Origin of the sequence: Sphingomonas sandaracina, from assembly GCF_036663695.1 — a bacterium.
Classification (GTDB): domain Bacteria; phylum Pseudomonadota; class Alphaproteobacteria; order Sphingomonadales; family Sphingomonadaceae; genus Sphingomonas.
Window position 1 is genome coordinate 1,154,393 of record NZ_JAXOJK010000001.1, and the last position, 23,997, is coordinate 1,178,389.

Annotated in this window: 16 protein-coding genes, 1 tRNA gene, 1 rRNA gene and 2 pseudogenes; 8 read left to right on the plus strand and 12 right to left on the minus strand. The window is 63.4% G+C overall.

From position 1 onward, the window contains the following. Positions 1-132: 132 nt before the first annotated feature. Positions 133-2,361, plus strand: a complete 2,229-nt coding sequence (gene katG, locus U1707_RS05205) for a catalase/peroxidase HPI (protein WP_443025648.1) — start codon at positions 133-135, stop codon at positions 2,359-2,361. A 258-nt stretch (positions 2,362-2,619) separates the two neighbouring features. Here katG and U1707_RS05210 read toward each other — a convergent pair whose 3' ends face one another. The 3 genes from U1707_RS05210 to U1707_RS05220 are packed head-to-tail and all read right to left on the minus strand — an operon-like array spanning position 2,620 to position 3,874. Beyond that, complete coding sequence (locus U1707_RS05210) at positions 2,620-2,802, minus strand: hypothetical protein (protein WP_332798989.1); 183 nt, start codon at positions 2,800-2,802, stop codon at positions 2,620-2,622. Next, entirely contained in the window at positions 2,799-3,149 is a 351-nt protein-coding gene (locus U1707_RS05215) for a hypothetical protein (protein WP_332798990.1), read from the minus strand. Before U1707_RS05215 ends, U1707_RS05210 begins: the two co-directional genes overlap by 4 nt. Next, the gene (locus tag U1707_RS05220) at positions 3,146-3,874 is read right to left on the minus strand and encodes a TonB-dependent receptor domain-containing protein (RefSeq protein WP_332799072.1); all 729 of its coding nucleotides are present in this window, start codon (positions 3,872-3,874) and stop codon (positions 3,146-3,148) included. The genes U1707_RS05215 and U1707_RS05220 overlap by 4 nt, the downstream gene beginning before the upstream one ends. Before the next feature lie 748 nt (positions 3,875-4,622). Here U1707_RS05220 and U1707_RS05225 point away from each other — a divergent pair. After that, positions 4,623-6,788, plus strand: coding sequence for a TonB-dependent siderophore receptor (locus U1707_RS05225; protein WP_332798991.1), 2,166 nt, complete (start codon positions 4,623-4,625; stop codon positions 6,786-6,788). A gap of 612 nt (positions 6,789-7,400) precedes the next feature. Here U1707_RS05225 and U1707_RS05230 read toward each other — a convergent pair. From U1707_RS05230 to U1707_RS05255, 6 genes are all read right to left on the minus strand, one after another. Beyond that, complete coding sequence (locus U1707_RS05230) at positions 7,401-7,913, minus strand: DUF2141 domain-containing protein (protein WP_332798992.1); 513 nt, start codon at positions 7,911-7,913, stop codon at positions 7,401-7,403. Positions 7,914-8,105: 192 nt separating this feature from the next. Next, the gene (locus tag U1707_RS05235; RefSeq protein WP_332798993.1) at positions 8,106-9,254 is read right to left on the minus strand and encodes a CobW family GTP-binding protein; all 1,149 of its coding nucleotides are present in this window, start codon (positions 9,252-9,254) and stop codon (positions 8,106-8,108) included. Then, complete coding sequence (locus U1707_RS05240) at positions 9,251-10,081, minus strand: HoxN/HupN/NixA family nickel/cobalt transporter (protein WP_332798994.1); 831 nt, start codon at positions 10,079-10,081, stop codon at positions 9,251-9,253. Before U1707_RS05240 ends, U1707_RS05235 begins: the two co-directional genes overlap by 4 nt. Continuing rightward, positions 10,078-10,299: a DUF1289 domain-containing protein gene (locus U1707_RS05245; RefSeq protein WP_332798995.1), complete on the minus strand. Its 222-nt coding sequence runs from the start codon at positions 10,297-10,299 to the stop codon at positions 10,078-10,080. Before U1707_RS05245 ends, U1707_RS05240 begins: the two co-directional genes overlap by 4 nt. Beyond that, complete coding sequence (locus U1707_RS05250) at positions 10,296-11,312, minus strand: WD40 repeat domain-containing protein (RefSeq protein WP_332798996.1); 1,017 nt, start codon at positions 11,310-11,312, stop codon at positions 10,296-10,298. The genes U1707_RS05245 and U1707_RS05250 overlap by 4 nt, the downstream gene beginning before the upstream one ends. 8 nt (positions 11,313-11,320) lie before the next feature. Further along, positions 11,321-12,295, minus strand: a complete 975-nt coding sequence (locus U1707_RS05255; RefSeq protein ID WP_332798997.1) for a CobW family GTP-binding protein — start codon at positions 12,293-12,295, stop codon at positions 11,321-11,323. A gap of 559 nt (positions 12,296-12,854) precedes the next feature. Between U1707_RS05255 and U1707_RS05260 the strand changes: the two genes are divergently transcribed. The 3 genes and pseudogenes from U1707_RS05260 (at position 12,855) to U1707_RS05265 (ending at position 15,066) form a co-directional block, all read left to right on the plus strand. Further along, complete coding sequence (locus U1707_RS05260; RefSeq protein ID WP_332798998.1) at positions 12,855-13,388, plus strand: hypothetical protein; 534 nt, start codon at positions 12,855-12,857, stop codon at positions 13,386-13,388. A 226-nt stretch (positions 13,389-13,614) separates the two neighbouring features. Beyond that, positions 13,615-13,662: pseudogene (locus U1707_RS19010) on the plus strand (hypothetical protein); the annotation flags it as partial. Between the two features lie 105 nt (positions 13,663-13,767). Then, positions 13,768-15,066 carry an MFS transporter gene (locus tag U1707_RS05265; RefSeq protein ID WP_332798999.1) on the plus strand — a complete coding sequence of 433 codons (1,299 nt, stop codon included), beginning with the start codon at positions 13,768-13,770 and terminating at the stop codon, positions 15,064-15,066. Here the strand turns inward: U1707_RS05265 and bglX are convergent. Continuing rightward, a complete protein-coding gene (gene bglX, locus U1707_RS05270; protein ID WP_332799000.1) occupies positions 15,053-17,347 on the minus strand; it encodes a beta-glucosidase BglX in 2,295 nt (764 codons plus the stop codon). The genes U1707_RS05265 and bglX overlap by 14 nt on opposite strands. 167 nt (positions 17,348-17,514) lie before the next feature. Here bglX and U1707_RS05275 point away from each other — a divergent pair, with 167 nt between their 5' ends. The 3 genes and pseudogenes from U1707_RS05275 (at position 17,515) to U1707_RS05285 (ending at position 23,443) form a co-directional block, all read left to right on the plus strand. Continuing rightward, entirely contained in the window at positions 17,515-18,558 is a 1,044-nt protein-coding gene (locus U1707_RS05275) for a LacI family DNA-binding transcriptional regulator (RefSeq protein ID WP_332799001.1), read from the plus strand. Beyond that, a complete protein-coding gene (locus tag U1707_RS05280; RefSeq protein WP_332799002.1) occupies positions 18,555-21,617 on the plus strand; it encodes a TonB-dependent receptor in 3,063 nt (1,020 codons plus the stop codon). Before U1707_RS05275 ends, U1707_RS05280 begins: the two co-directional genes overlap by 4 nt. 531 nt (positions 21,618-22,148) lie before the next feature. Beyond that, positions 22,149-23,443, plus strand: a pseudogene (locus U1707_RS05285) (IS3 family transposase). A gap of 62 nt (positions 23,444-23,505) precedes the next feature. Here the strand turns inward: U1707_RS05285 and U1707_RS05290 are convergent. Both U1707_RS05290 and rrf read right to left on the minus strand, forming a co-directional pair. Further along, positions 23,506-23,582: transfer RNA gene (locus U1707_RS05290), tRNA-Met, on the minus strand. Between the two features lie 81 nt (positions 23,583-23,663). Then, positions 23,664-23,778: ribosomal RNA gene (gene rrf / locus U1707_RS05295) — 5S ribosomal RNA — on the minus strand. Positions 23,779-23,997 lie beyond the last annotated feature (219 nt).

The window sequence follows — 23,997 nt, forward strand, 5'->3', positions numbered from 1 at the left end:
ACAGGGTGCTAGGCCGCCATCTGTAATCGACTGATATGATCGATATCTCCCGAATAATCGATTGGACAAATGTCTCTCGGATCCTGCATCGTATGGGCACGACGGTAATACTCATTGAGAGAGGACGCCAAGATGGCCGATTACGAACAGCCTAAGGGCAGCGGTTGCCCGATGGGTCCGAACGGTGGCGGCGGCGAAGCGAAGGCCCGCTCGCTGCTGGGTCGCACGAACAAGGATTGGTGGCCCGATGCGCTGCCGATCGACATGCTGCACCAGCACGGCGTCTCCCCCGACCCGATGGGCGAAGAATTCGACTACGCCGAGTCGTTCCAGCAACTCGACTATGCTGCGCTCAAGGCGGACCTGACGGCATTGATGACCGACAGCAAGGCCTGGTGGCCGGCTGATTACGGTCACTATGGCCCGTTCATGATCCGCATGGCGTGGCACGCCGCCGGCACCTACCGCGTGACCGACGGCCGTGGTGGGTCGTCGTCAGGTCAGCAGCGCTTCGAGCCGCTTAATTCGTGGCCGGACAACGGCAACCTCGACAAGGCGCGTCGCCTGTTGTGGCCGCTGAAGCAGAAATACGGCAAGAACATCAGCTGGGCCGATCTGTTCATCCTTGCCGGCAACGTCGCGATCGAGAGCATGGGCGGACCGGTGTTCGGCTTCGCCGGCGGCCGCAAGGACGTATTTGCGTCCGAGGGCGACACGTTCTGGGGCGCCGAAGAGATCTGGGTCAACGAGGGTGCGCAGACGCGCATCAGCGAGGACATGCCCGAGCTCGAAGGGCCGCTTGCCGCGATCCAGATGGGCCTCATCTACGTTAATCCCGAGGGCCCGGGCGGTGATCCCGACCCCCTCATGTCCGCACGCGACATGAAGGCTACGTTCCAGCGGATGGCGATGAATTCCGAGGAAACCGTTGCACTGACGGCCGGCGGCCACGCTTTCGGCAAGTCGCATGGTGCAAAGCCTGCGCCGCATTTCAAGGCCCCGTCTTCGGAAGCCGTGCACATGCAGGGTCTGGGCTGGCTGACCGACAGCGAGGAGATTGGCCAGGGCCACATCACCACATCGGGCATCGAGGGCGCGTGGTCGAACAACCCGACGAAGTGGACCGGCGACTATCTGCGCCTGCTGTTCAAGTACGACTATGAGCTGACCGAGAGCCCGGCCGGCGCAAAGCAGTGGCAGCCGGTCAACCCGTCACCGGAGGACATGGCACCCGACGCACGTGATCCCAGCAAGCGTGTGCCGACGATGATGACCACCGCCGACATGGCGCTGAAGATGGACCCCGAGTTCCGCGAGATCGCGCTCCGCTTCCGGGACGATCAGTCCGCACTCGATGACGCGTTCGCGCGTGCCTGGTTCAAGCTGACGCACCGCGACATGGGTCCGAAGGTTCGCTACCTTGGGCCTGAGGTTCCTGAAGAGACTTTGATCTGGCAGGATCCGGTTCCCGTCGGCACCGCGCCGTCGGACGCTGACGTTGCTGCGTTCAAGGACGCCGTGCTGTCGAGCGGGCTGACGATCGGCCAGCTGGTCAAGACCGCCTGGGCGTCGGCATCGAGCTATCGCCGGTCGGACCACCGCGGTGGTGCAAACGGTGCACGTATCGCGCTCGCGCCGCAGAAGGATTGGCCGGTCAACGAGCCCGAGCAGCTGAGCCAGGTGCTGGCAAAGCTTAACGAATTGCGTGGTAACATCTCGTTGGCCGACGCGATCGTGCTCGCTGGTTCGGCTGCGGTCGAGAAGGCGGCACGCGATGCCGGTCATGACGTGTCGGTGCCGTTCCTAGGCGGACGCGGCGATGCGACGCAGGACTGGACCGAGGTCGAGAGCTTTGCGTGGATGGAGCCGCAGGCCGACGGGTTCCGCAACTACCTGAAGACGCGTCACCCGGTGAAGACCGAAGAGCTGCTGCTCGACAAGGCTTCACTTCTCGGACTGTCCGCACCGGAAATGACCGTGCTGGTCGGCGGCCTGCGCGTACTCGGTGCGAACTTCGGTGATGCGCCTGATGGCGTACTGACGGAGCGTCCGGGGCAGTTGACCAACGACTTCTTCGTCAACCTCCTGGACAACGACACGTTCTGGGATCTGGTCGATACGTCGAGCGACGAAAAGTTCATCGGTTACGATCGCGGTGGTCGCGAGAAGAAGTGGCAGGCCACCCGTACCGACCTGATCTTCGGCTCGAACTCGCAGCTGCGTGCGACAGCTGAAGTCTATGCCGAGAATGGTCACGAGGAGAAGTTCGTTCGTGACTTCGTTCGTGCCTGGGTGAAGGTCATGAATGCCGACCGCTTCGACGTCACGGCCAAGCCTGTATCGTCCAACCAGGCGACCTAAGGCTGGGTAGCACGCGGATAAGCCGTGTTGGTCTGGACATGATTCCAGACCAACACGGCCTGTCGGCCACCGCTTGAGTTATGAGATATAGACTCTGATCGTCGTTGCTTAAACGAGCGTTAGCAAGGGAATGCCATGCCAGCATTACAAACCCCGAAATAGCAACGATCGCTGAACGGTAGTCAGCCACTGCCGCCAATATACAAACCCAACAAAAAGGCAGCTTCCGAAGAAGCTGCCTCAATTGGTTTGCTTTGCTTAATAGTTGACGCGTGCGCCGACCCGGATAAAGCGACCCATGATGTTGCCTGTCGTCCAGGCGGGGTTATACTGGTTGATGCTGCAACCGCCGCTCGGATCGAACGGGGGCTTGATGTCGAAGATGTTGAGCACGTTGGTGTACAGCGTGAAACGGTCGTTGATCTTGACCGTGGCGGTCATATCGACGTTCCAGGTTGCCTTTGCGTTGCACAATACCGGCGATCCGTCCTGATACTTGACCACCGACGAACCGATGCTGGCTTTGCAATCGCCTTTGAAGCCGCTGTACCGTTGGACACATCGGTCGAAGCAAGGTCATAGCCAGCGGTGTAATAAGCTGTCGCCGAGAGTGATGCGGCACCGACTTCGAGCGTGTTCTGCCACGTCGCACGCCACTTCGGCGAGCCCGAGCACGAGGTGTTGTTGCAGGGGCTGAGCGTGCCGTCATACCGTTCGACGTTGCCGTCCGCCGTCTGCTTCTCGAACTTGAGCAGGTACGACGCGTCTGCTGAGGTGCTGAACGTCATGTTGTCGCCGATCGGGAACCGGGCATTGGCACCGAAATCGATGCCCGATACGCGCTGCCCGTCGACGTGTTGCCGACCGAGAATTGGGCCGTCGAATAAGAGTTGCCGCCGTGCGCTGCGATGAATGCCGCCTGCGCAGGAATGCTTGGATCGAGCGAACGCGTCACATAGCCGGTCGTTGGCAGACCATTGGCTTCGTTGAAGCTCGGGATGCGGAAACCCTTAGAGAAGGTACCACGGACCGAGAACTGCTGGATCGGCGAGAATTTCGCACCGATCTTCGGCGAGAAGTTGCTCTGGCCCGACGAATAATTGTCGTAACGGCCCGACCCGTTGATCACGAGTTGGTCGAGGACCGGCACGTTGATTTCGAAAAACGCGGACTTGACGTTACGGCTGCCGACCGCACCGACCGAGTTGATGCCGTAATAGCAGCCGTATTGATGCCGCGCTGCTGCAGCGTCGCCGCGGTCAGCGTGGTCACTGGCGACGGACCGGTGTCGGCACCGCGGAAGAGGGATCCGGTAACGACGATATCGTCGCCAGTGTCTTCCGCGGTTGGCGCGGTCTCTGGGGAAAGAGTCTTCTGCGGCTCCGCTGCACCGGTCACATCCTGCGCAAAGCTCGGCGTGGCTGACAATACGAGGACGAAAGGTGCGGCTGCAACGAGCAGCAGCGTCTTCGACGTAAAACGAGCGGTAGCAACCAAGTGAGATCCCCCCAATTTAAGACCGAAACGGCCGCTTGTGCGGTCGGTTGCGGAAGCCTTCCAAACTGCAACTGCAGCTGTTTGGAACATTCTTGCACGGTAGGGATCCCGTTCGAGGCCTGTAAAGGCTCGCCCAATCATTTATGACGTTCCTGTCATGTTGTGACTTATATGGCACTACGACTGTCATATTAAGTGAGTTGGAAACTGGAGAATGGCTAGCTGCGAGGTCGTTGTAAAATGTGCACCTGAGACAATGCCTTATTACAAAAGTCCTAGCCGCACTGGCGGACTCCTTCGTCTGCGTTGAGGAAGTAAATATCAGCCCCTTCCCGTCCGTACCCCCACCCCCTCTCGGCGCTTGCAGTTGGCGGGTGTCTGCGCACAGTTCAGACGCGACCAAACCAGTGGCTTGCGGCCTTCGGGAGACATACGGCACCAACTCCTCGCCACGGGTTAGCGCGACAACAGCGAGATCTGTTGTGACGAACTGAATAGGGAGGAGCCTCAGCAAAAACAGCTCCAGACAGTCGCCGCGATGCCCCGCCTATCCACTTTGGTCTTTTGCTTGTCTCTCTTCGGCCCGTGTGATCGCCGGGGATTGATGTGACCCCCGTTACGGAAACAGCACGAAGCGCGTCGAGAGCAACAGGCTCCGCTGGGTTGCCCCTTCCCATGCATGAGTTGCCACGCCTTATTGATAACGACTTGCATTATTACGGAAGGCACTTCAATAGGCGGTCAGAGATTTCTGGGGGATACCAATGACTGCCTTACTCGCCGTTCTCATGACCGCGGCCAATCTCGACGCTTCGACCGTCACGATGCCCGATCCCGGGACCGAGCTCCAGACGCGCCAATCCGCGGACGAGATCGTCGTTACCGGCGCACGTACCGAGGGCAGCAGCGATTACACGATTGCCGGGCAGACGACCGCAACGCGGCTCAATCTGACACTCCGCGAAACGCCGCAGTCGGTCAGTATCGTTACGCGCGCGCAGATCGAGGATTTCCAGCTCAACGACGTCAACACGCTGCTCGCTACCGTACCCGGCGTGAACGTGCAGGCTGGCGAGACCGACCGCGTGTATTTCTCCGCGCGTGGCTTCGACATCCAGACGTTCCAGGTCGACGGTATCGGCGTACCGTTCGCGTTCGGCATCCAGACCGGCTCGATCGACACCGCGTTCTATGACCACATCGAAGTGGTGCGCGGCGCACCTGGCCTGCTTTCCTCGACCGGAAACCCGTCCGCCGTGGTCAACTTCATCCGCAAGCGCCCGACGAAGGACCTGCAGGTGCGTGCTAGCGGACAATATGGCTCGTTCGACCAGTATCGCGGCGAAGCCGACGTCAGCGTGCCGATCACCAAGGACGGCAGCGTCCGTGCGCGCGCAGTCGGCGCGTATCAGGACGGCGACAGCCATCTCGATCGCTACGGTCTGCGCCGCTGGGTCGGTTACGGTATCGTCGAGGCGGACCTTGGCGCCAGCACGACGGTCAGCGCCGGCTATGGCCATCAGGACCACAAGAGCCGCGGCGCGATGTGGGGGGCTATCCCGATCACCTATAGCGACGGTACGCCGCTGGACTTCGCCCGCTCGTCGAACGTCGCCCCCGACTGGTCGAGCTGGAACGTCATCGACCGGCAGATCTTTGGCGACATCACGCACCGCTTCGGCAATGGTTGGGTTGCCCGCGCCAGCGCCATCCGCCGCGCCACCGACGAGAAAAACACGCTCTTCTACGTGTATGGCAACCCGCTGCGAAACGACCCCGATGGAATCGGCATCGATCCGGCAACCGGGCTTCAGGTCGGAATCCAAAGCTATCCAGGCAAGTTCCGCGCGACCACGCGCAACCTAACCATGGAAGCCTATATCGCCGGCCCGGTAACGTTCCTCGGCCGCCAGCACGAGATCAACATCGGTGTTAACCGCAGCGCGCAGGAATATATCCAGCAGTCGAGCTACGACAATAGCACGATCGGGACTTACCTGCCCTACCCCGACCTGTTCGCGGGCAACTTCCCGTTGCCCAACTTCCCGACCGAATTTTCGAGCGATCCGATCTCGAGCCAGAACACCCACACGTCGCGCGAAACCGCCTATGGCCTCATTCGGTTCAATCCCGGCGACGCGGTTAAGGTGATGGTCGGTGGCAACGTGACGCATGCCAAGAGCACGGGCTTTTCCTACGGCGCGAACACCGATTTCGACGCGACGCGCTTCCTGCCCTTCGCCGGCGCTACGGTCGACGTGACGCACAATTTGAGCGTCTACGGGAGCTACGCAACGATCTTCAATCCACAGAACCAGCTGCTGGACTTTAACAAACGCATCATCGATCCGATCGAGGGCGAAAACCTCGAACTGGGGATCAAAGGCGACTGGTTCGCTGGCCGGTTGAACGCGACGGTCGCGGTGTTCAAGACGCGGCAGAACAATACCGCCGAGGCGGCGGGCATTGTCACTGAGAACAACGTCACGCGCACATATTATGTCGGGATCGATGCGCAGTCGGAAGGCGTCGAGATCGATGTCGGCGGCCAGCTTGCGCCGGGCCTTCAGATGACGGGCGGATACACCGTGATGCGGATCGAGGACCCGGAGGGTAATCCGGTGCGCCGCTACGTGGCGCGCAACACCGGGCGACTGAATCTCAGCTATACGCTGCCGATGTTACCAGCGCTCAAGCTGGGCGCGGCCGCGCAGTACCAGAGCCGCATCATCTCACCGACCGGGCTAGGTCGGCAGGGAAATTACGCGTTGCTCGACCTGCTCGCAGCGTACAGCATCACTCCGAAGATCTCGGCTGCGGTAAACCTGCGCAACGTCACCAACACCAAATACCTGACCGCAACCAACTTCGACGGCGGCTATTACGGCGCGCCGCGCTCGGTGCTGGGCACAATCAGCGTGCGATATTGACGAGCAGGTGTGGGGTGGGCATGGCAGGTGGGCGGACCTGAAGGTGGCGCCCACGTCGATGTCGTCGATCTGGACGCTGCTTTCACCGCGTCCGAAATAAGTACGGTCGCGATCATTCATTAGCGCAATGATCGATCGCGATACCGACACGCGCGGCTGCCGGTCATGCTTTGCTTCACTCCAGGCCTGACGATGTAGCCGGACTTGCCTATGCGGTTCACGCCGCACAACCCTGGTGGATTGGGGAACATCGGGTCCGGGCTGGCCTCCGCGACCCCCTCACCCAATTATTTCTGCGGCTATGTCGCGTCCCCAACTCCGGCGGCTCGTTCATATCGTTCGAGCATCACTTTGGATGCCAGAAGCCCAGCGCCAAGGTCCGTCATCAGGTGCGCATGACCAAGGGAGATAGAATTGCGATGGCAACGATCCCTGCGATGAGCATGAGCATCAGTGCGATCAGGTGATCGTCAAAAAACACGGCCAACCCGTGTTCCGCGACGATCGCTACGGCGCAAGACGCGAGCACAAGAACTACGGTGGCGATCTGCTGGCGATGACTGCGCCATTGCGATCGTGATCGTGGAGTCGTCGTGCTCGCCGATCGCCGCTTCACTGCGGCACCCGCTTGAACCCGGCAAGGCCACGCCAATACTGCATCGGCGCGGCGACCGTCGTGACGTCGTCGCCCACCGTGACGATCGCCTGGTCGAACGGTGAGCGTGTGCGGCCAATATGCTCGCTGCCCGGCAAGCTCACGCCATCATCGTCGATGCTGAAGCTTCGGTTGCCACTGCGCTTGTGGATGACGAGGACGGCGTAACGACCGGGTCGCGGTACATTGACGCACAGCGTTACGGCCTGGGTATGGGACGGAACCGCAGTTACGACCCGGCGGAACACTTTTCCCGCACGCAGCAGCTCGGTGTCATTGGCAAGGAAATCATTCTCATTCGCCGGGTACAACTCCAGCTTCAAACGGCCACTTTGATCGCGCAGGCCTGATACCGTCATGCGAACACCGGGTTCGGATGTCGCGCAATCGTCGCGCGACGCCGCGTTTGAGATCCCCGCCACGGGCACGAACTGCGCACCTGCCAAGGTCAGTAGGATCGGGATCAGCATGCGCCTCATCCTTCAGTTCTGATGAATTGCGGCATCAAGGTTCGTCCGGCTCGCAATCGAAGACGAGCCGGACGAGCCCCCGATGCCTTCAGAAGATGTGGCGGACGCCGCGGCGGCACCGTATCCATGAATGTCCGATCTTCGTGCGCACCGATATTCGTCAATCGTCCCGCCCGGCTGTCGTCGTGTCCGTTAGCCTAGGTCCGGGATCAGTCCGCCGCCTGCCCCTAGGGTCATCGCGTCCTGTCCGACCAGACCGAAATGCTCGAGCCCAAGCGTCATGAGCGTCAGCGTGCCGCGCAGATCGGCTTCGTCGAGGTCGCGGGTGATGAACACGATCCGGCTGCGGCGATCGTCGCTTGGCCACGCGTCGAGCCGGACCGGCGGGTGAAAGATGTGCTGGACGCCGTGGATCACCATCGGTCGATCGACGCCCTCGACGTTGACGATGCCCTTCACGCGCAGGATGTCGGCGCCCTTGAACATCGTCAGGATGCCTAGCCAGCGCTCGAACGCCAAGGGTGGAATGGGTTCGTCGAAGGTCAGGCAGACGGAGCGGATCCGATCGCCGTGCCGATCGACGTCGTAATGATGGTGCCCGTGATGGTGCCCGTGATGGTGGTCGTGATGGTCGTGGGCCGGGCCCGTATAGGCTTCAGCGTTCAGCCAGCGGCGGACGTCGTGGCTCTTGGTCGTCGGATCGTAGAGCCCGGCCTCGAACAGTAGGTCGGGATCGACCGTGCCATCGATCGCCACCGTGATCGGCGCGGCGGGATTGAGTGCGTGCAGCCGCGCTTCCAGGGCAGCACGCGCGTCCGCACCGACCAGATCGGTCTTGGTCAGCAGCAGCCGATCGGCGACCGCGGCCTGCTTGACCGATTCCTCCTGCGCATTGAGTGTCGCCATCCCGGTCGCGGCGTCGACGGTGGTGATGACACCGTCGAGCCGGTACAGCGTTTGCAGGCGCTCGTCGGTCATCAGCGTGTGCAGGATAGGCGCCGGGTCGGCGAGACCGGTGGTCTCGATAACGACGCGGTCGAACCAGCACTTGCCGTCGCGCGCGAACCGCCACGGCGCCTCGCGCAGCGTCCGCAACAGGTCGCCGCGGATGGTGCAGCACAGGCAGCCGCCCATCATCTCGACGACCATGTCGTCCTGGCTGCGGACAATCAGGTCATGATCGAGGCCGATCGAGCCGAATTCGTTGATGATGACCAGCGCGCGCGCCATTCGCGGATCGCGCACCAGCCGATTGAGCACGGTCGTCTTGCCGCTGCCGAGAAAGCCGGTCAGGACCGAGACCGGGATCAGCGCGCCGGGTCCGGTGACCAAGCCGTTCATGCCGCGCCCTCCAGAGCCAGGCGATTGGCCTTGCGGGCGATCCAGGCGCCGCGCGCGAGCAGCACCACGACGATCGTCGCTGCGACGACGCCGATCGCGGTGAAAATCCGGTCGTCGAGGTCGAGCGCAAAACCCGCCGCCTCCGATGCCGCGAACAGCGCCATGCCGTAGGATAGGCCGACAATCAGCCAGCCGACCGCGCGCCTATACCGCATGACCGATACCTCGCGGCCTGCCCGCCGGCTCGAGCGCAACAGGCGGCTGACAATCTGGCTGTCGAGCGTATCGGCGAGCACCATGCCGATGGTGAACGCCAGCGCGATGCCCGCGGCGGCCGCGGGCCCGCCCCGGGTCGTCGCGGCCGCGCCCCACGCGGCGGCCTGGGTCGCGGTGTCGAACACCAGCCCGAACACGACGCCGATCGCCACGACTGCGGCGGGATGCGTGCTCGACCGCAGCGACCGCGGCACCAGCCCCGCCCGCCACCCGACCGGCGCATAGGCACGGTGACGCAGCAGTGCGGCGAGATTGAGCGTGCCGACCAGGATCAGCAACGCGATCACCATCGTATCGACCAGCGTCGCGGTCCAGCGCGGCACGACGATCCAGTGCGCGAACAGCGACACGCCGATCGCCACGCTCGCCACCGCGAGGCTGTGACCAAGCGCGAACAGCGTGCCGGTCCAGGGCGACAATCGCGGCCGCTCCTCGACCATGCGGAAGACGATATTGTCGATCACCGCGACGTGATCGGGATCGAGCCCGTGGCGCAGGCCGAGCACGAACATCAGGCCCAGCGTGGGCAGTGCGAACGAGGGATCTGTCATGCGATGTCTTCCAAGATAGTGTCGGGCGCCATTTCCGGGGCGACGATGCCGCGCACGGCCAGCTTGGCAAGGCGGCGAGGCAGTTCCGCCTGGATCCCCAGCAGGGTCGGCCGGGCCGCCTTGCGCCAGCCGCGGCACTCGACCTGCGTGCGCCCGCAGGCGACGCACCATCCGGTCCTTCCGTCGAAACGGCAGATATCGACGCACGGGCTCTTCATGCGCGCGCGGCCATGTCGAGGATGCCGATCCGGCCGCCCGCGTCGCCCCAGCCGAGCCGGGTGCCGGCATCGTTCCAGCTCAGCGCGGTAATTGCGGCGCCCTCTTCATCGACCACCAGTGGGCGATCGTCACCGGTTTGCGTCAAGACCACGACGCCATCGTCAAAGCCGACCGCGAGCAGGTCGCTGCGGGGATGGAAAGCGACGCGCGTCACGCCCGCGCCTGGCCGCTTGGCCAACAGCATCGGCGGCTTGTCCATCGGGCCGTTTTTGCCGTCGAACGGCCACAGTATCGCGCACGCATCGCCGCTGGTCGCCAGCCATTTGCCGCGGCGATCCCACGAGAAGCTGCGCGTCTTGGCAACATAACCCGACATCCGCATGTCGCGCAGATCGGCCAGCCGCCAGCCGTGCAGTCCGGTCTCCTGCGATGCGGTGACGACATAGCGGCCGTCCGCGCTCATCGTGCAAGCGAGGTGCGAGCCGATCCAATCGAGCGCGACGCGGCCGCTGCCGGCGGTCGCGGCATAGACCAGGCTCACGCCGCCATAATGCGCGACGGCCAGCCGCTTGCCTTTACCTTCGAGTGCGAGGCCGCCGATCGTCGAATCGATTGCGTAGCGGTGCGAGGGTTCCGTGGCGTCATGAGTCCAGACGACCGCCTCGCGGCCGACGCCCGCGACGATCAGGCCCGATGCAGCACTCGCCACCAGATGCTCGACCCAGCGTCGATCGAACCGTCCCAGTTCGACGATGTCGCCACCCGCCGTCACGCGGAATACCCGGCCATCGTCGCCGCCGGTGACGATCGAGCGCCCATCGGGATGACGGCATGCCGCGAGGATCGCGCCGCCATGAACCGGATGTGCGCCGACCTCGCCCGCATCGGTCATATGCCGCACGCTGCCATCGCCGAGTGTCAGCAACGCGTCGTCCCCGAGCCACAGGATCGCGGTCGGCTCCGCACCAACCTCGGCACGGCGGCCGTGGCTTTGCACCAGCGTTTCGCTCATCACGTCGATCATTGGTTGGCGGGAACCGCGCAGGCCTCGAACCCGGCGTGCAAGGCGACTGGATCGAGGTTGCGGCCGATGAACACCATCCGGCTGATGCGGACCTCGTCCGACTTCCAGTCGCGCTGATGATTACCGTCGAGCAGCATGTGGACGCCTTGCACGACATAGCGCTGGTCCTCGTCGGGGAACGATAGCACGCCCTTCAGTCGCAGGATGTCCTGTCCCTGGACCGCGGTCAGGTTGCGCAGCCACGGCATGAACAGCTCGGGCCGGATCGCCGTCGCCGAACTCAGCGACACCGAGGTGATCGAATTGTCATGCTCGTGATCGTCCTCCGACAGGAAATCGGGTTCGATCTCGAGGATCCGATCGAGGTCGAAGGCGCCGAGTTCCAGCACCTCCTCCAGCGGAACGACGCAGTTCTGCGTCTCGTGCAACCGCGCTTGGCCATTGATCGTGCGGATGCGCTGGCGCACCACCTCCAATTCTTGCGCGGTCACCAGATCAACCTTGTTGAGCAGGATCACGTCGGCAAAGGCAATCTGTTCCTCGGCCTCATGGCTGTCCTCCAGCCGGGCGAGGATATGGCGCGCATCAACCACGGTCACGATCGCATCGAGGCTTGCCCGGGCGCGCACGTCGTCGTCCATGAAGAAGGTCTGTGCGACGGGCGCGGGATCGGCGAGGCCGGTGGTCTCGATGATGATCGCATCGAAGCCGTCCTTGCGCTTCATCAGCCCCTCGATGATGCGGATCAGGTCGCCGCGGACGGTGCAGCAGATGCACCCGTTGTTCATCTCGAACACCTCTTCGTCAGCATCGACGATCAGGTCGTTGTCGATGCCGATCTCGCCGAATTCATTGACGATGACGGCGTATTTGCGGCCGTGGTTCTCGCTGAGGATACGGTTGAGGAGCGTCGTCTTGCCTGCGCCCAGATAGCCTGTGAGAACGGTGACGGGGATGACCGATGATGACACAAAGAGAATCCTATACGACGATATATCGTATCTCTTATCGGCTATTTTTGAACGCTGCAATGCAAACGACCTGATGTAGCAGTTCGATGCTCACAACCCCAACCTCCCGCCGGGATCATGTAGTTGCCGTCGGGTGTGTAGCCACCTGACATTGGCTTTAACCAAGCGGATCCGTGATGATGACCCAGTTGTGGACGTTCGCGCGCCCTCTCGCGTTTCTCAAGTTCAGACGCGCGTTCATCTCGGTGCTATTACGTTTTCGGCGCCTGATTTACCGTCATGAGCGTCGTGATTGGTGATAGCGGACCATCCCGCTTTGGGGCAGGCGGATGGCATTAGTCGATATCGCGTAACGCAGCCCCCCTTCCCAAAAGAGCCATCGAGTGGGAATAGGCCAGCATCGATCGGCTTCGGTTGATACGAGCCCGATCTTTAAATCAGATTATTTGGCCGTCCAAGCGCTGGAGGTCGATTGTCCCGCGTCCGAAGGCTTGCGGGTCGGTAGTAATGGTGCGGAGAGCGCGTCACGAGTGTCACGGCGACCTTGCCGTCGGCAAGCTTGAAGCCGACATCGCAGACGATCGCCGCGACATGCAAGATTTCAAGGCTCGCCGACAGACCGGCCCAGCCGAGGATCACTCTCGCGGTGGTTCAGCACGACCTACTGCCCGTCCCCGACATCTCCAACGCGCTTATCGTGAGCGTCATTCGCGGCGCCAAAGAGGCCGCGCGCGACGCCGGTTACTTGGTCATCATGGCTGCACGCGACATGACCCGGCGGCGAGGATCACTATGGCGACATGCTCTGGGCCGAGAGTTCAACGGGCTGATGTTCGGCCACCGCTGGCCTTTCAGCCGTGCCCCGCTCCAATCGCGCAAGAGGACCGCCGCGCGGATCTTCAACGCCTGTGAAACCGCCTCGACCTCGGCGTCCCACGCATCCAGAACGACAATGCAGCTGCCAGCGCGGACGCAATCGAGCATGTGCGGCCTCGGCCGCAGCTTGATCGGCGCCATAACAGGCGCCGAGATCAGCAGAAACCGCCTCGTCGGCGCGATCAGCGCCAAAGCCCGCAGCCGCCTCCCGCGATAGCTTGTATATTCGCGTCGGCGACTCTTCGCAGGCTCGGCCGTAAACGACACCCGCGACCTGCTCGGCAACAATGTCACTTCGATCTTCCGCTTCAGCTACGAAATGGCGATAGGCGCTCCGAGTGCGATGGGCGACGCTGGCTTGTCCTGCCTGACCGACGTCTCGCTCATCGGCTGCGTGCGCGTTATTTCAGCCGCCGCTTACAACGATCGCCCAACCCAAGTGCATGATTGGCCACCGCGCGGTCGAACTGCTGGTAGACGTCTTACTGGGCGTCTACGACGTTCTCAACCAAGTCACGCTTCGCCACGAACTCGTGGTCAAACACAGTACCACGACTCCGCAGCCTATGATCCGAATATCCACACGAAAGTCTGCGATGCGCGCTGAGCGCGGCAATAGGGCAGGCCAGAACGGCACGCTGGTGATCTTCAGCGCCGGCGATTTCGCGTTCAACCTCTATTGGCAGGCGATCAGCCTGTACCTGTTATTCTACTATATCGATGCGCTGGCGTTGCCGCCCGCGACCGCCGGGCTGGTGTTCATGATCGGCGCGATCTGGGACGGTGCCGCCGATTTCCTCGCCGGGGCGGCAGCGGAGCGGATGCGGCTTTCGTATCGTCGGCTGGTCGGATGGGGTGCGCTGCCGCTCGGGCTGACGTTCGTCGCAATGTTCTCGGTGCCGACCGGTGCCGCCGCGTTCGCGCTGGCGATGCAGATGATGTTCCGCACGCTCTACGCGTTCACCAACATCCCCTATGCGGCGTGGACGACACGCGTGGCGCAGACCAGTCGGGATCGCTCGCTGGTCGCCGGGCTGCGCATGGGGTTCGGCTCGGCAGCGGGAGCCTTGGTCGCGCTGCTGCTGCCCTGGCTGGTGGCGCGAACCGAAAGCTACGGCGTCGCCTCCGCCATCCTCGCCGTCGTCGCGGTACCGCTGCTCGCGATCATGGCGTGGCGCGTGCCCGAGCCGACACCGAGTGCCGCACCGGCAGAGCGGCTCGCGATCTGGTCCGGACTGGCGGTACTGGTGCGCAATCGGGCCTTCGTCGTGCTCAACGTCGCGTCCGCCGCCGGCGGCGCCGCGACCGCGCTGACCAGCCAGTCGGTGCTCTATTTCTTCCGCTACGTTCTGCAGGACGCGCCGGGCGGTCCTCGCGCACTGGCGGCGATGGCGGTCAGCAGCCTCGTCGCGGTACCGCTCTGGACGGCGCTCGCGCGTACCCGCGGCGCACGCACCGCATGGTTGGGCGCCGGGGCGCTCGCGCTGATCGTGCCTGCGGTGTTTGCGCTAACCGGTTCGCCTGGCAGTACGGCGACGGCGGCATTCCTGCTCGCGATGCAGGCGGCGTTCGTCGGCTTCGCGCTCGCCGCCTGGACGCTGCTGCCCGATACCGTCGATTGGGGCGAAGCGCAGAGCGGCAAACGGGTCGAGGCGCTCGCGTTCGGCACCTACGCGCTGACGCAGAAGATCGCGCTGGCGGGCACGGGCTTCGCGATCGGCATGATCTATCAGGCAAACGGCTTCGTCGCCGGTGCCGTCCAGGGCCCGGCCAGCCTGTACGCGATCCGCTGGCTGATGCTGGCCGGCCCTGCGCTGCTGATCGCGGCGATGCTGGCGGCGGTCCTCGCCATCCCGCTTCGCCGCGATACGATGGCCAGCCTCAAACGAGCATGAACTCGCCCGACACCCCCTCGGCCTGCGCGGACGGTGCGATCCAGATACGAAAGCGGCCGGGCTCGACCGTCGGCTTCAGGTCCCTCCCGACGAACAGAAGGTCCGCCTTGCGCAGCGTGAACGAGACGATCTGTCGCTCGCCTGGCTTGAGCATGATCTTCCGGAACGCCTTCAGCTCGCGCACCGGCCGCGTGATGCTCGCGGCGAGATCGCGGATGTAGAGCTGCACCGTTTCCTCGGCGGCCCGCATGCCCGAATTGGCGATCGTCGCGCGGACCGTCAGTGCCCCGTCCCCGGCGATCTGCCCGGTGCCGAGGTCGAGCCTGGCATACTCGACCGTGCCGTATGTCAGCCCGTGACCGAACGGGAACAGCGCTTCGTTGGCGAACTCGCGGTAATGCGCCTTGTATTCGAGGAGCGGTCCGGGCGGGTTCGGACGCCCCGTGCTCTTGTGATCATAGTGATACGGCTCCTGCCCCGTCGCGTGCGGGAACGAGACGGGCAACCGCGCCGAGGGCCCGGTCTTGCCGAACAGCACGTCCGCGATCGCCGGGCCGTCCTGCGACCCGAGAAACCAGGTCACGAGGATCGCGGGCGTCGCCAGCACCGCGCCGCTCAGCGCCAGGGCGCGGCCGGTGCGGAGCAACACGACGATCGGCTTGCCGGTCGCCTCGACCGCCTCGACCAGCGCGATCTGCGCGGGCGGGATGACGATGTCGACGCGCGACTGCGCCTCGCCCGACATCCGCTGGCTCTCGCCGATCGCCAGCACGACCACATCGGCCGCACGCGCCGCGGCAACTGCCGGAGCGATCCCACCGGCCAGCGGCGCATCGACACCCGATCCGGGCGTGACGCTGACCCGCGATGGATCGGCGACCGTGGCGCGGACTCCGGTCGCGAGGTCGACCGCTTCGGCATCGGTACCGTACACGTTCCACGGCCCGATCAGATCGTGCTGCCCCGCCGCGAACGGACCGATCAGCGCGATCCGCTTGCCCTGTCGCGGCAACGGCAGCAGGTCGCCGTCGTTCTTGAGCATCACGATCGACTTGGCGGCCGCCTCCCGCGCCAGCGCCAGCGTTTCGCGCGTGCGGATACGCGTCCGCTCGCGACGCGGGTCGATACGGCGGAACGGATCGTCGAACAGGCCGAGTTGCACCTTCAGCGCCAGCACGCGGCGCACCGCCTCGTCGAGCCGCGCCATCGGCACCTCGCCCGCCGCGACCAGATCGGGCAGATGCTCGATATAGAAACCGCTCTGCATGCTCATGTCGACGCCGGCCATGAAGGCAAGCTTGGTCGCCTCGCGCGCATCGGCGGCGAAACCATGCGCGATCAGTTCCTCGTCGCCGGTATAATCGGAGACGACCAGCCCGCCGAACCCCCATTCACGGCGCAACACATCGGTCAGCAACCAGTCGTTCGCGGTCGCCGGGATGCCGTTGATCTCGTTGAACGATGCCATCACGGTCGGTGCGCCGGCGCCGAAGGCGGACTCGAACGGCGGGAAATACACCTCGCGCAGCGTCCTCTCGGAGATGTCGACCGTGCTGTAATCAAGCCCCGCCTCGGCCGCGCCATAGGCGGCGAAATGCTTGGCGCAGGCGGCGACCGCATCGGCCGCGGCCAATCCATGCTCGCCCTGGAAACCACGAACGCGCGCAGCGCCCATCATCCGGCCGAGCAGCACGTCCTCACCCGATCCCTCGACACCGCGCCCCCAGCGTGCGTCGCGGGCGATGTCGACCATCGGTGCGAACGTCCAGTCTATCCCCGACGCCGCGGCTTCGGCACCTGCCGCCCGCGCGGTGCGCCGTGCCAGCTCCGGATCGAAGCTCGCTGCTTCGGCCAGCGGCACCGGGAACACGGTACGCAGACCGTGGACGACGTCGGCTGCAAAGATCAGCGGGATCTTGAGCCGCGATTCGCGCATCGCGACCGTCTGCATCCGCTTGGCCATGACCGCGCCATTGCCGTTGAACACACCCCCAAGCTTGCCGGCCCGGACATCCGCCAACTGCCCGTCGAAGCTTGCCGCGCCACCGGCCGGATTGAGCGACGTCGCCGCGCCCCCCGCCCAAGCTGCCGCCATAAGCGTCAGCTGCCCCGCCTTTTCAATCACGGTCATGCGCCCGATCAGCGCTTCAACGGAGGCGGGCGGCGCCGCCGTACCCGCCTTCGTTTGCTGCAACAGCGCGCGCGCTGGGCTCGCAGCCCAGGCTGCCACCGCACCTGCACCCATCAGAATCGCACGTCGCGAAATCGTTGTTGCCGTCATTCGCTCATCCCTCGCCTGCGCCTGCTGCAATCCCGTCCCGGCATGTCGGAACGGCAATCGTCGCAAGGTTCTTGATCCATGTTTCTGGATCATGTAACCGGTTACATCAAGAACAAGATGTCGGTCGCAACACGTAAGACCGGTGCCAGAGGGGACCCTGACGCTTCATGCCGTACGCCACGATCCGCGATATAGCCCGCGAAGCTGCGGTGTCGGTGGCGACCGTGTCGCGGGCGCTGAACGGGCACAGCAACGTCCGTCCGGAAGTCCGCGAGCACATCGAAAGCGTCGCCACGCGGCTCGGCTACGTTCCCCACGCCGCGGCTCGGCATCTGAGCTCGGCACGGTCGGGGATGATCGGCGTCGTGGTCCCCGATCTGCACGGCGAATTCTTCTCCGAACTGTTGCGCGGCATGGACCGCGAGGCGTCGGAGCTCGGCCTCTACCTCATGATGATGGTCATGCACGGCGACGCGCAGCGCGGCGTCGCGGCGTTGCACGCGATGCGTGGCCGGGTCGACGGGCTGGTGGTCATGGCGCCGCAGGTGTCAGCCGGCGAGTTGCTCGCGCACTTGCCGCACGGCATGCCGACCATCCTGGTCAATTGCGCGCCCGGCCAAGTCGGCCGTTCGGAGCTGCGCATCGACAATGTCGCGGGCGCGACCGCGTTGGTCGAGCATCTGATCGCGGGCGGCCGACGGCGGCTGGTCCACATCGCCGGTCCGGAGGGCAACATCGACGCCGAGGAGCGGTTGCGCGGCGCGCGCGATGCCTGCGCCCGCGCCGGACTCGGGCTGCACGTCCTCCCGGGAGATTTCCGGGAGCCCGCCGGGGCTAGCGCGGTGGCGACGCTGCTCGACGACGGCACCGAATTCGACGCGATCTTCGCGGCCAACGACATGATGGCGATCGGCGCGATGATGGCGCTGAAGCGCGCTGGCGTCGCGGTCCCCGATCAGGTCGCGATTTGCGGCTTCGACGACGTTCCGCTGACCCGCCTCATCTCGCCGTCGCTGACCAGCGCCAGCATCGACATCGCCAGTTTCGGAGCGGGTGCCGTCGCCCGGCTGGTGAAGGCGATCGCGGGCGAAGACGACGGCCTGATCGAGCACCGCGTGCCCGTCGTGGTCGTCCGCGAGTCGACCGGTCCAATGCTTTTCAATGTCCACAACAAGACACCCGAACAATCGGGAAAAGGGGAACTACGATGAACAAGATGATGTTGCGTGCGGCGGTGGTATCGCTGACGGCGCTGCCCAGCGGGCTGCTGTTCGCGCCCGCGCCCGCGTCGGCACAGGTCGGCCAGGCGTCGTTGCGCGGCACACTCACGGCGCCGACCGACAATCCGGTGATCGAAGTCGCCGCGGTCGAGATCTCTACCGGCATCCGCCGGGTCGTGCCCGCCGATGCAGCAGGCGCGTATAACTTCGCGTCGCTGCGCGCCGGCACCTACCGGCTCGAGATCAAGCAGCGCAACGGCACGCGCAATTCGGACGCGTTCACGCTCCGCGTCGGCCAGACCGCCGGCCTCGACCTCGATCTGGCCACCGCGCCCAACCCGGCTGCTCCCGCAACCGAAGGTGCCGCGCCCGCCACGACACCCGAAGCCGGCACCGATACCGCGACGGCAGGATCCGGCGGCGAGATCATTGTCACCGGCAACCGCATCCGATCGCTGTCGGGCGGCCAGGTCGGTAGCGTCATCTCGTCGCGCCTGATCGAGCAATTGCCGCAGAACAACCGCAACTTCCTCGCGTTCGCCGATCTCGCCCCCGGCGTCCGCTTCATCGAGGATTCGAGCGGCTCGTCGCGCATCCAGGGCGGCGCGCAGGACAGCCGCACGGTCAACGTCTTCATCGACGGCGTCAGCCAGAAGGATTACGTCCTCAAGAACGGCATCACCGGCCAGGACACCAGCTCCGGCAATCCCTTCCCGCAGCTCGCGATCGGCGAGTATCAGGTGCTGTCGTCCAACTACAAGGCCGAGTTCGACCAGGTGAGCTCGGTCGCGATCACCGCAGGCACGAAGTCTGGAACCAACGAATTCCACGGCGAAGCGTTTTTCGACTTCACCAATCAGGACCTGCGTGATCGTCGGCCGAGCGAGATATTCCCGACCTATATCCCCAAGACCGACACCAGCAACAAACAGTTCGGCGCCGCATTGGGTGGCCCTATCATCAAGGACAAGATGCATTTCTTCGGCACCTACGAAGGCAAGCGCATCTCCAGCCCGTACGATGTCCGCCCCAACAACAACTTCCCAATTTCGTCCGTCCCGGAGCAGTATCGCGACAATTTCGGAACGTTTGCGCAGCAGTTCAAGGAAGACCTGTATTTCGGCAAGATCGACATCGTGCCGACCGACAACGACCTGATCGAACTGTCCGGCAAGTACCGCAAGGAATCCGGGCTTCAGAATATCACCGGGATCGATGCGGCGAGCACCGCCACGCTGAACAAGGTCGAAGATAAGCGCGGGCTGCTTCGCTGGCAACATACCGGCAATCAGTGGATCAACGATGTGCGTGTGTCCTATGAGAATGCGATCTACTCACCGACGCCCTCGACCGACGGCATAACGCAGTTCTTCCAGTCGACCGAACGGTTCGGGACGTCCGTCCAGCGGAATGACATCCTGCGGTTCGGCGCGGGCAGCAACTTCCAGTCGAAGGGCCAGAAGGGCTGGACCCTGCAGGATGATTTCACGTTCACCGGCTTCAAGGGCCACACGATCAAGGTGGGCGGCAAGGCCAAATGGGTGAAGCTCAACTCGCTCGAGCAGAACCTGACCAACCCGCTATACACCTATGACGTCAATGCGATTCCCGGCGTCGCGTTCAACGACACGCTGCCCTACCGGCTCCAGTTCGGTGCGACGACGGATGCGTTGGGTAACGCCACGGTCAGTTCCAAGAACTTCCAGATCGGCTTCTACGCGCAGGACGATTGGGACGTCACCAGCCACCTTACGCTGAACCTCGGCCTGCGCTGGGACTACGAGCGGACGCCCGCCTATCTCGATTACGTGACGCCGGCGGTCAACGTGGCGGCGGTGTCCCCCGGAAACTATCCGAACCTCAACAACGCCGATTACAACATCAACGACTTCATCACGGACGGCAGCAAGCGGAAGGCGTTCAAGGGCGCGTGGCAGCCGCGGCTCGGCTTCACCTATCGCTTCGACGAGGCGGGTCGCTTCTCGATGTTCGGCGGCTATGGCCGGTCGTACGACCGCAACCAGTTCGACTTCTTGCAGCAGGAAGTCAGCCAGGGCCGGTTCCAGGTCCGTAGCTTCAACTTCATCGGCAATGACTCGGTCAATCCCTGCACGCCCAGCCAGACCTGCATCGCGTGGAATCCGATCTACTTGACCGACGCCGGACGTCAGCAGTTGCTCGGCGCCGCGACCGGCGGCGGCAGCGAGTTCCGCTTCATGAACAACGATCTCAAAGTGCCCTATTCGGACCAGTTCAGCCTGGGCGTGCGCGGTCGCTTCTCGCCGGTCGAGCTCGAGGTCGGCGTTACCCACATCGAAAGCAAGGACGGGTTCGTCTTCCTGCTCGGCAATCGCAGGACGGACGGCTCGTTCTTCTTCAACGATCCGACCTCGGCCACCGACATACCGCAATCGCCCACGACCTTCACGCCAAACGGTTATGGCTCGATCATTCTCGGCAGCAATGGCCTGAAGACCAACTCGGACGCTGCCTATTTCAAGCTGACCAAGGTCTATTCGGCATCCTCGCCGTGGAGCATCGACGCCACCTACACCTACACCCGGGCAGACGAGAACCGGAAGTTCGGCGAGACCTATTCGCTCGATTACGCGCAGATCTCGGATTACCCCACGCTACGCTCGTCGGCCGTGCCACGGCACCGGTTCGTGATCGCGGGCAGCGTCGACACACCGATCGGCGTGACCTTCTCAAGCAAGTTCCAGATCGAATCGCCTGCATTTGTAAAGGGCTTCATCGACAATGCGGATCCGTTCGGGCGCATCCTTGTCGGGCGCCAGGTGGATAGCCTCGGGGATGTCTGGGGCCGCCGACAGCTGGATTTCGCGTTCACCAAATATGTGCCGATCGGCTTCGTCAGCGATCAGGCGCGGATTCGCATGCGCGTCGATATCCTGAACGTGATGAACGATCGCAACTATGTCGACTTCAACAGCAATGCGAGCGATCCAACCTTTGGTCAGCGGTCGTCGTACAGCATCGGCGGCAACCCGCCGCGCACGGTCAAGCTGTCGGCGGGCTTCTCGTTCTGACCCCTTTGGTGGGTCGCGGCCTGTCCGCGACCCACCACGTTTATTATGAAATCTCGCTATCGAAGGACGTCATAAAAAGCGCTCTAATAGCCGGTCGACGCAATGGGTTAAGAAGGCTGTAGCGCGGTAGCCCGAACTACACCAAGTGGAGGCGGGTTCGCGTTTGACTGGCCGCAGCAACGATCGTTCATGCGCTAATCGGCATCTCAGCGACTTCGCGCAGTATGACTGCGAAGCGCTGCCACACCCCCCCTTGCTGCTTTTGTACCTGCTTGGCATCCTGGGTGCATCGAGCACCAACAGTATATGTGCCGCCAGTTTCATCGGTTCCGAGGCCCTCCTTAGGAGTAGTATCTGGAAGCGCTCCCCCTACTGGCTCACCCCGTTCTCTGGCCTTTGCGCATATATCCACGAAGCGATCGGTAGCATTTCGGATCTCATCGGGGCTTACATCAAGCGCTGTGCTGACGTGACCCCCGTTTTTTTTCGTCCAGTTGGATCTAGAGTCCGCCCCCGGAAAAGGACGGACAGATGAAGCGGAAGCAGTTTTCGGAAAGAGCAGATTATCGGCATCCTGAAGGAAGCTGAGGCAGGTGCGGTGGTGACGGATCTGTGTCGTCGGCAGGGGATGTCTAGCGCGACCTATTACGCCTGGAAGGCCAAGTTCGGCGGTCTGGAGGTGTCCGATGCGAATCGGCTGCGGGCGCTCGAGGAGGAGAATGCTCGGCTCAAGCGACTGCTGGCGGATACGATGCTCGACAATCCTGTCCTGAGCCTGACGAAGGGGCAGGTCTGAAGGACCTGCTCTCAAAAAAATGGTGATGCCTGCCGCAAAGCGGAAAGCGGCCGCGCATCTCCAGACGGCGCTGGGGATGAGCGAGCGGCGGGCGTGTGCTGTCGTCGGAGCGGATCGCACGAGCATGCGGTATAGCTCGAGCCGGGCAGATGATGGCGACCTTCGGTCGCGTCTGCGCGAGCTGGCGCAGCAGCGCCGAAGGTTCGGCTATCGGCGGCTGCACATCCTGCTTCGGCGGGAGGGCATCACGATCAACCGCAAGGAGCCACAGCGACTTTACCGCGAGGAAGGTCTGACAGTCCGTCGCCGGAAGGGACGAAAGCGCGCCGTCGGCGCACGGGTACCTGCGCCGGTGCTGGCGCTAACCAACCAGCGCTGGAGCCTGGACTTCGTTCATGATCAGATGGCCACGGGCCGGCGGTTCCGTATCCTCAACATCGTCGACGACGTGACACGGGAGTGTTTGCGGGCGGTGCTCGACACGTCGATCTCGGGCAAGCGGGTGGTGCGCGAGCCGGGCGACCTGATCGCCGAGCGTGGCGCGCCCACGATGATCGTCAGCGACAATCCTGTCCTGAGCGAAGCCGAAGGGGGTACCGAGCTGACCTCAAACGCGGTGCTGGCGTGGTCGGGCGATGCCGGCGTCGAGTGGCACTATATCGCTGCGGGCAAACCGACGCAGAACGGATTCGTCGAGAGCTTCAACGGTCGCATGCGCGACGAGCTACTCAATGAGACGCTGTTCTTCACGGTCCGCCAGGTGTGCACGATCCCCGCCCGCGGGGTCGAGGACTACAACACCGAGCGGCCACACTCCTCGCTCGGCTACGCCACACCGGCCGCCTTTGCCGCCGAACTCAAAAAGCAACTGTCGGGTTTAAACCCGACCGTTGTTTCACCCGCGCTCCTGCGCGACAACAACGGTCGGTCTCTGGTTGCACCTGGAGGAAAAAACGGGGGTCACGTCAGGACCAATGGGCGCAGTTTTCACAAACGGTGGCAAAGTGAATTTGTGCTAGCGGCGTGCTAACGCAAAAAAGTCCCCTGCTTGCGAAGGGGGTGGTCGGTATGTCGTTGTTTTGTTTCGGGATTTGGTTGCGGGGACAGGATTTGAACCTGTGACCTTCAGGTTATGAGCCTGACGAGCTACCGGGCTGCTCCACCCCGCGACATTCGCGTTAGCGAAGGGGGTATAAGACGTTGTGAATGGGTTTTTGATATGGTGTGACGTGTATCGCACGGGCTTCAATGCCTGGCGACGACCTACTCTTCCATCGCTTGAGCGATAGTACCATTGGCGCAGGCGGGTTTCACGGCCGAGTTCGGAATGGGATCGGGTGGGACACCGACGCTATAGCCACCAGGCAATGGAGCCGGTGCGACACGCGTCACGTTCATATCTGGGTCCTTCGAGCTTGGCCTTGCGGAGAAGCTTGAAGGTTTAAAATCGATACCGTGCAAGGTTAATGGTATTTGTGACCAATCCCTCGACGGCGAGGGGATTGGCAATCTGGCGTTCGACTTGGGTAATCATCCGCACGCATCTGATGGCTAGCTGGTTGCCCAGTGTTGTCATTGATGGTG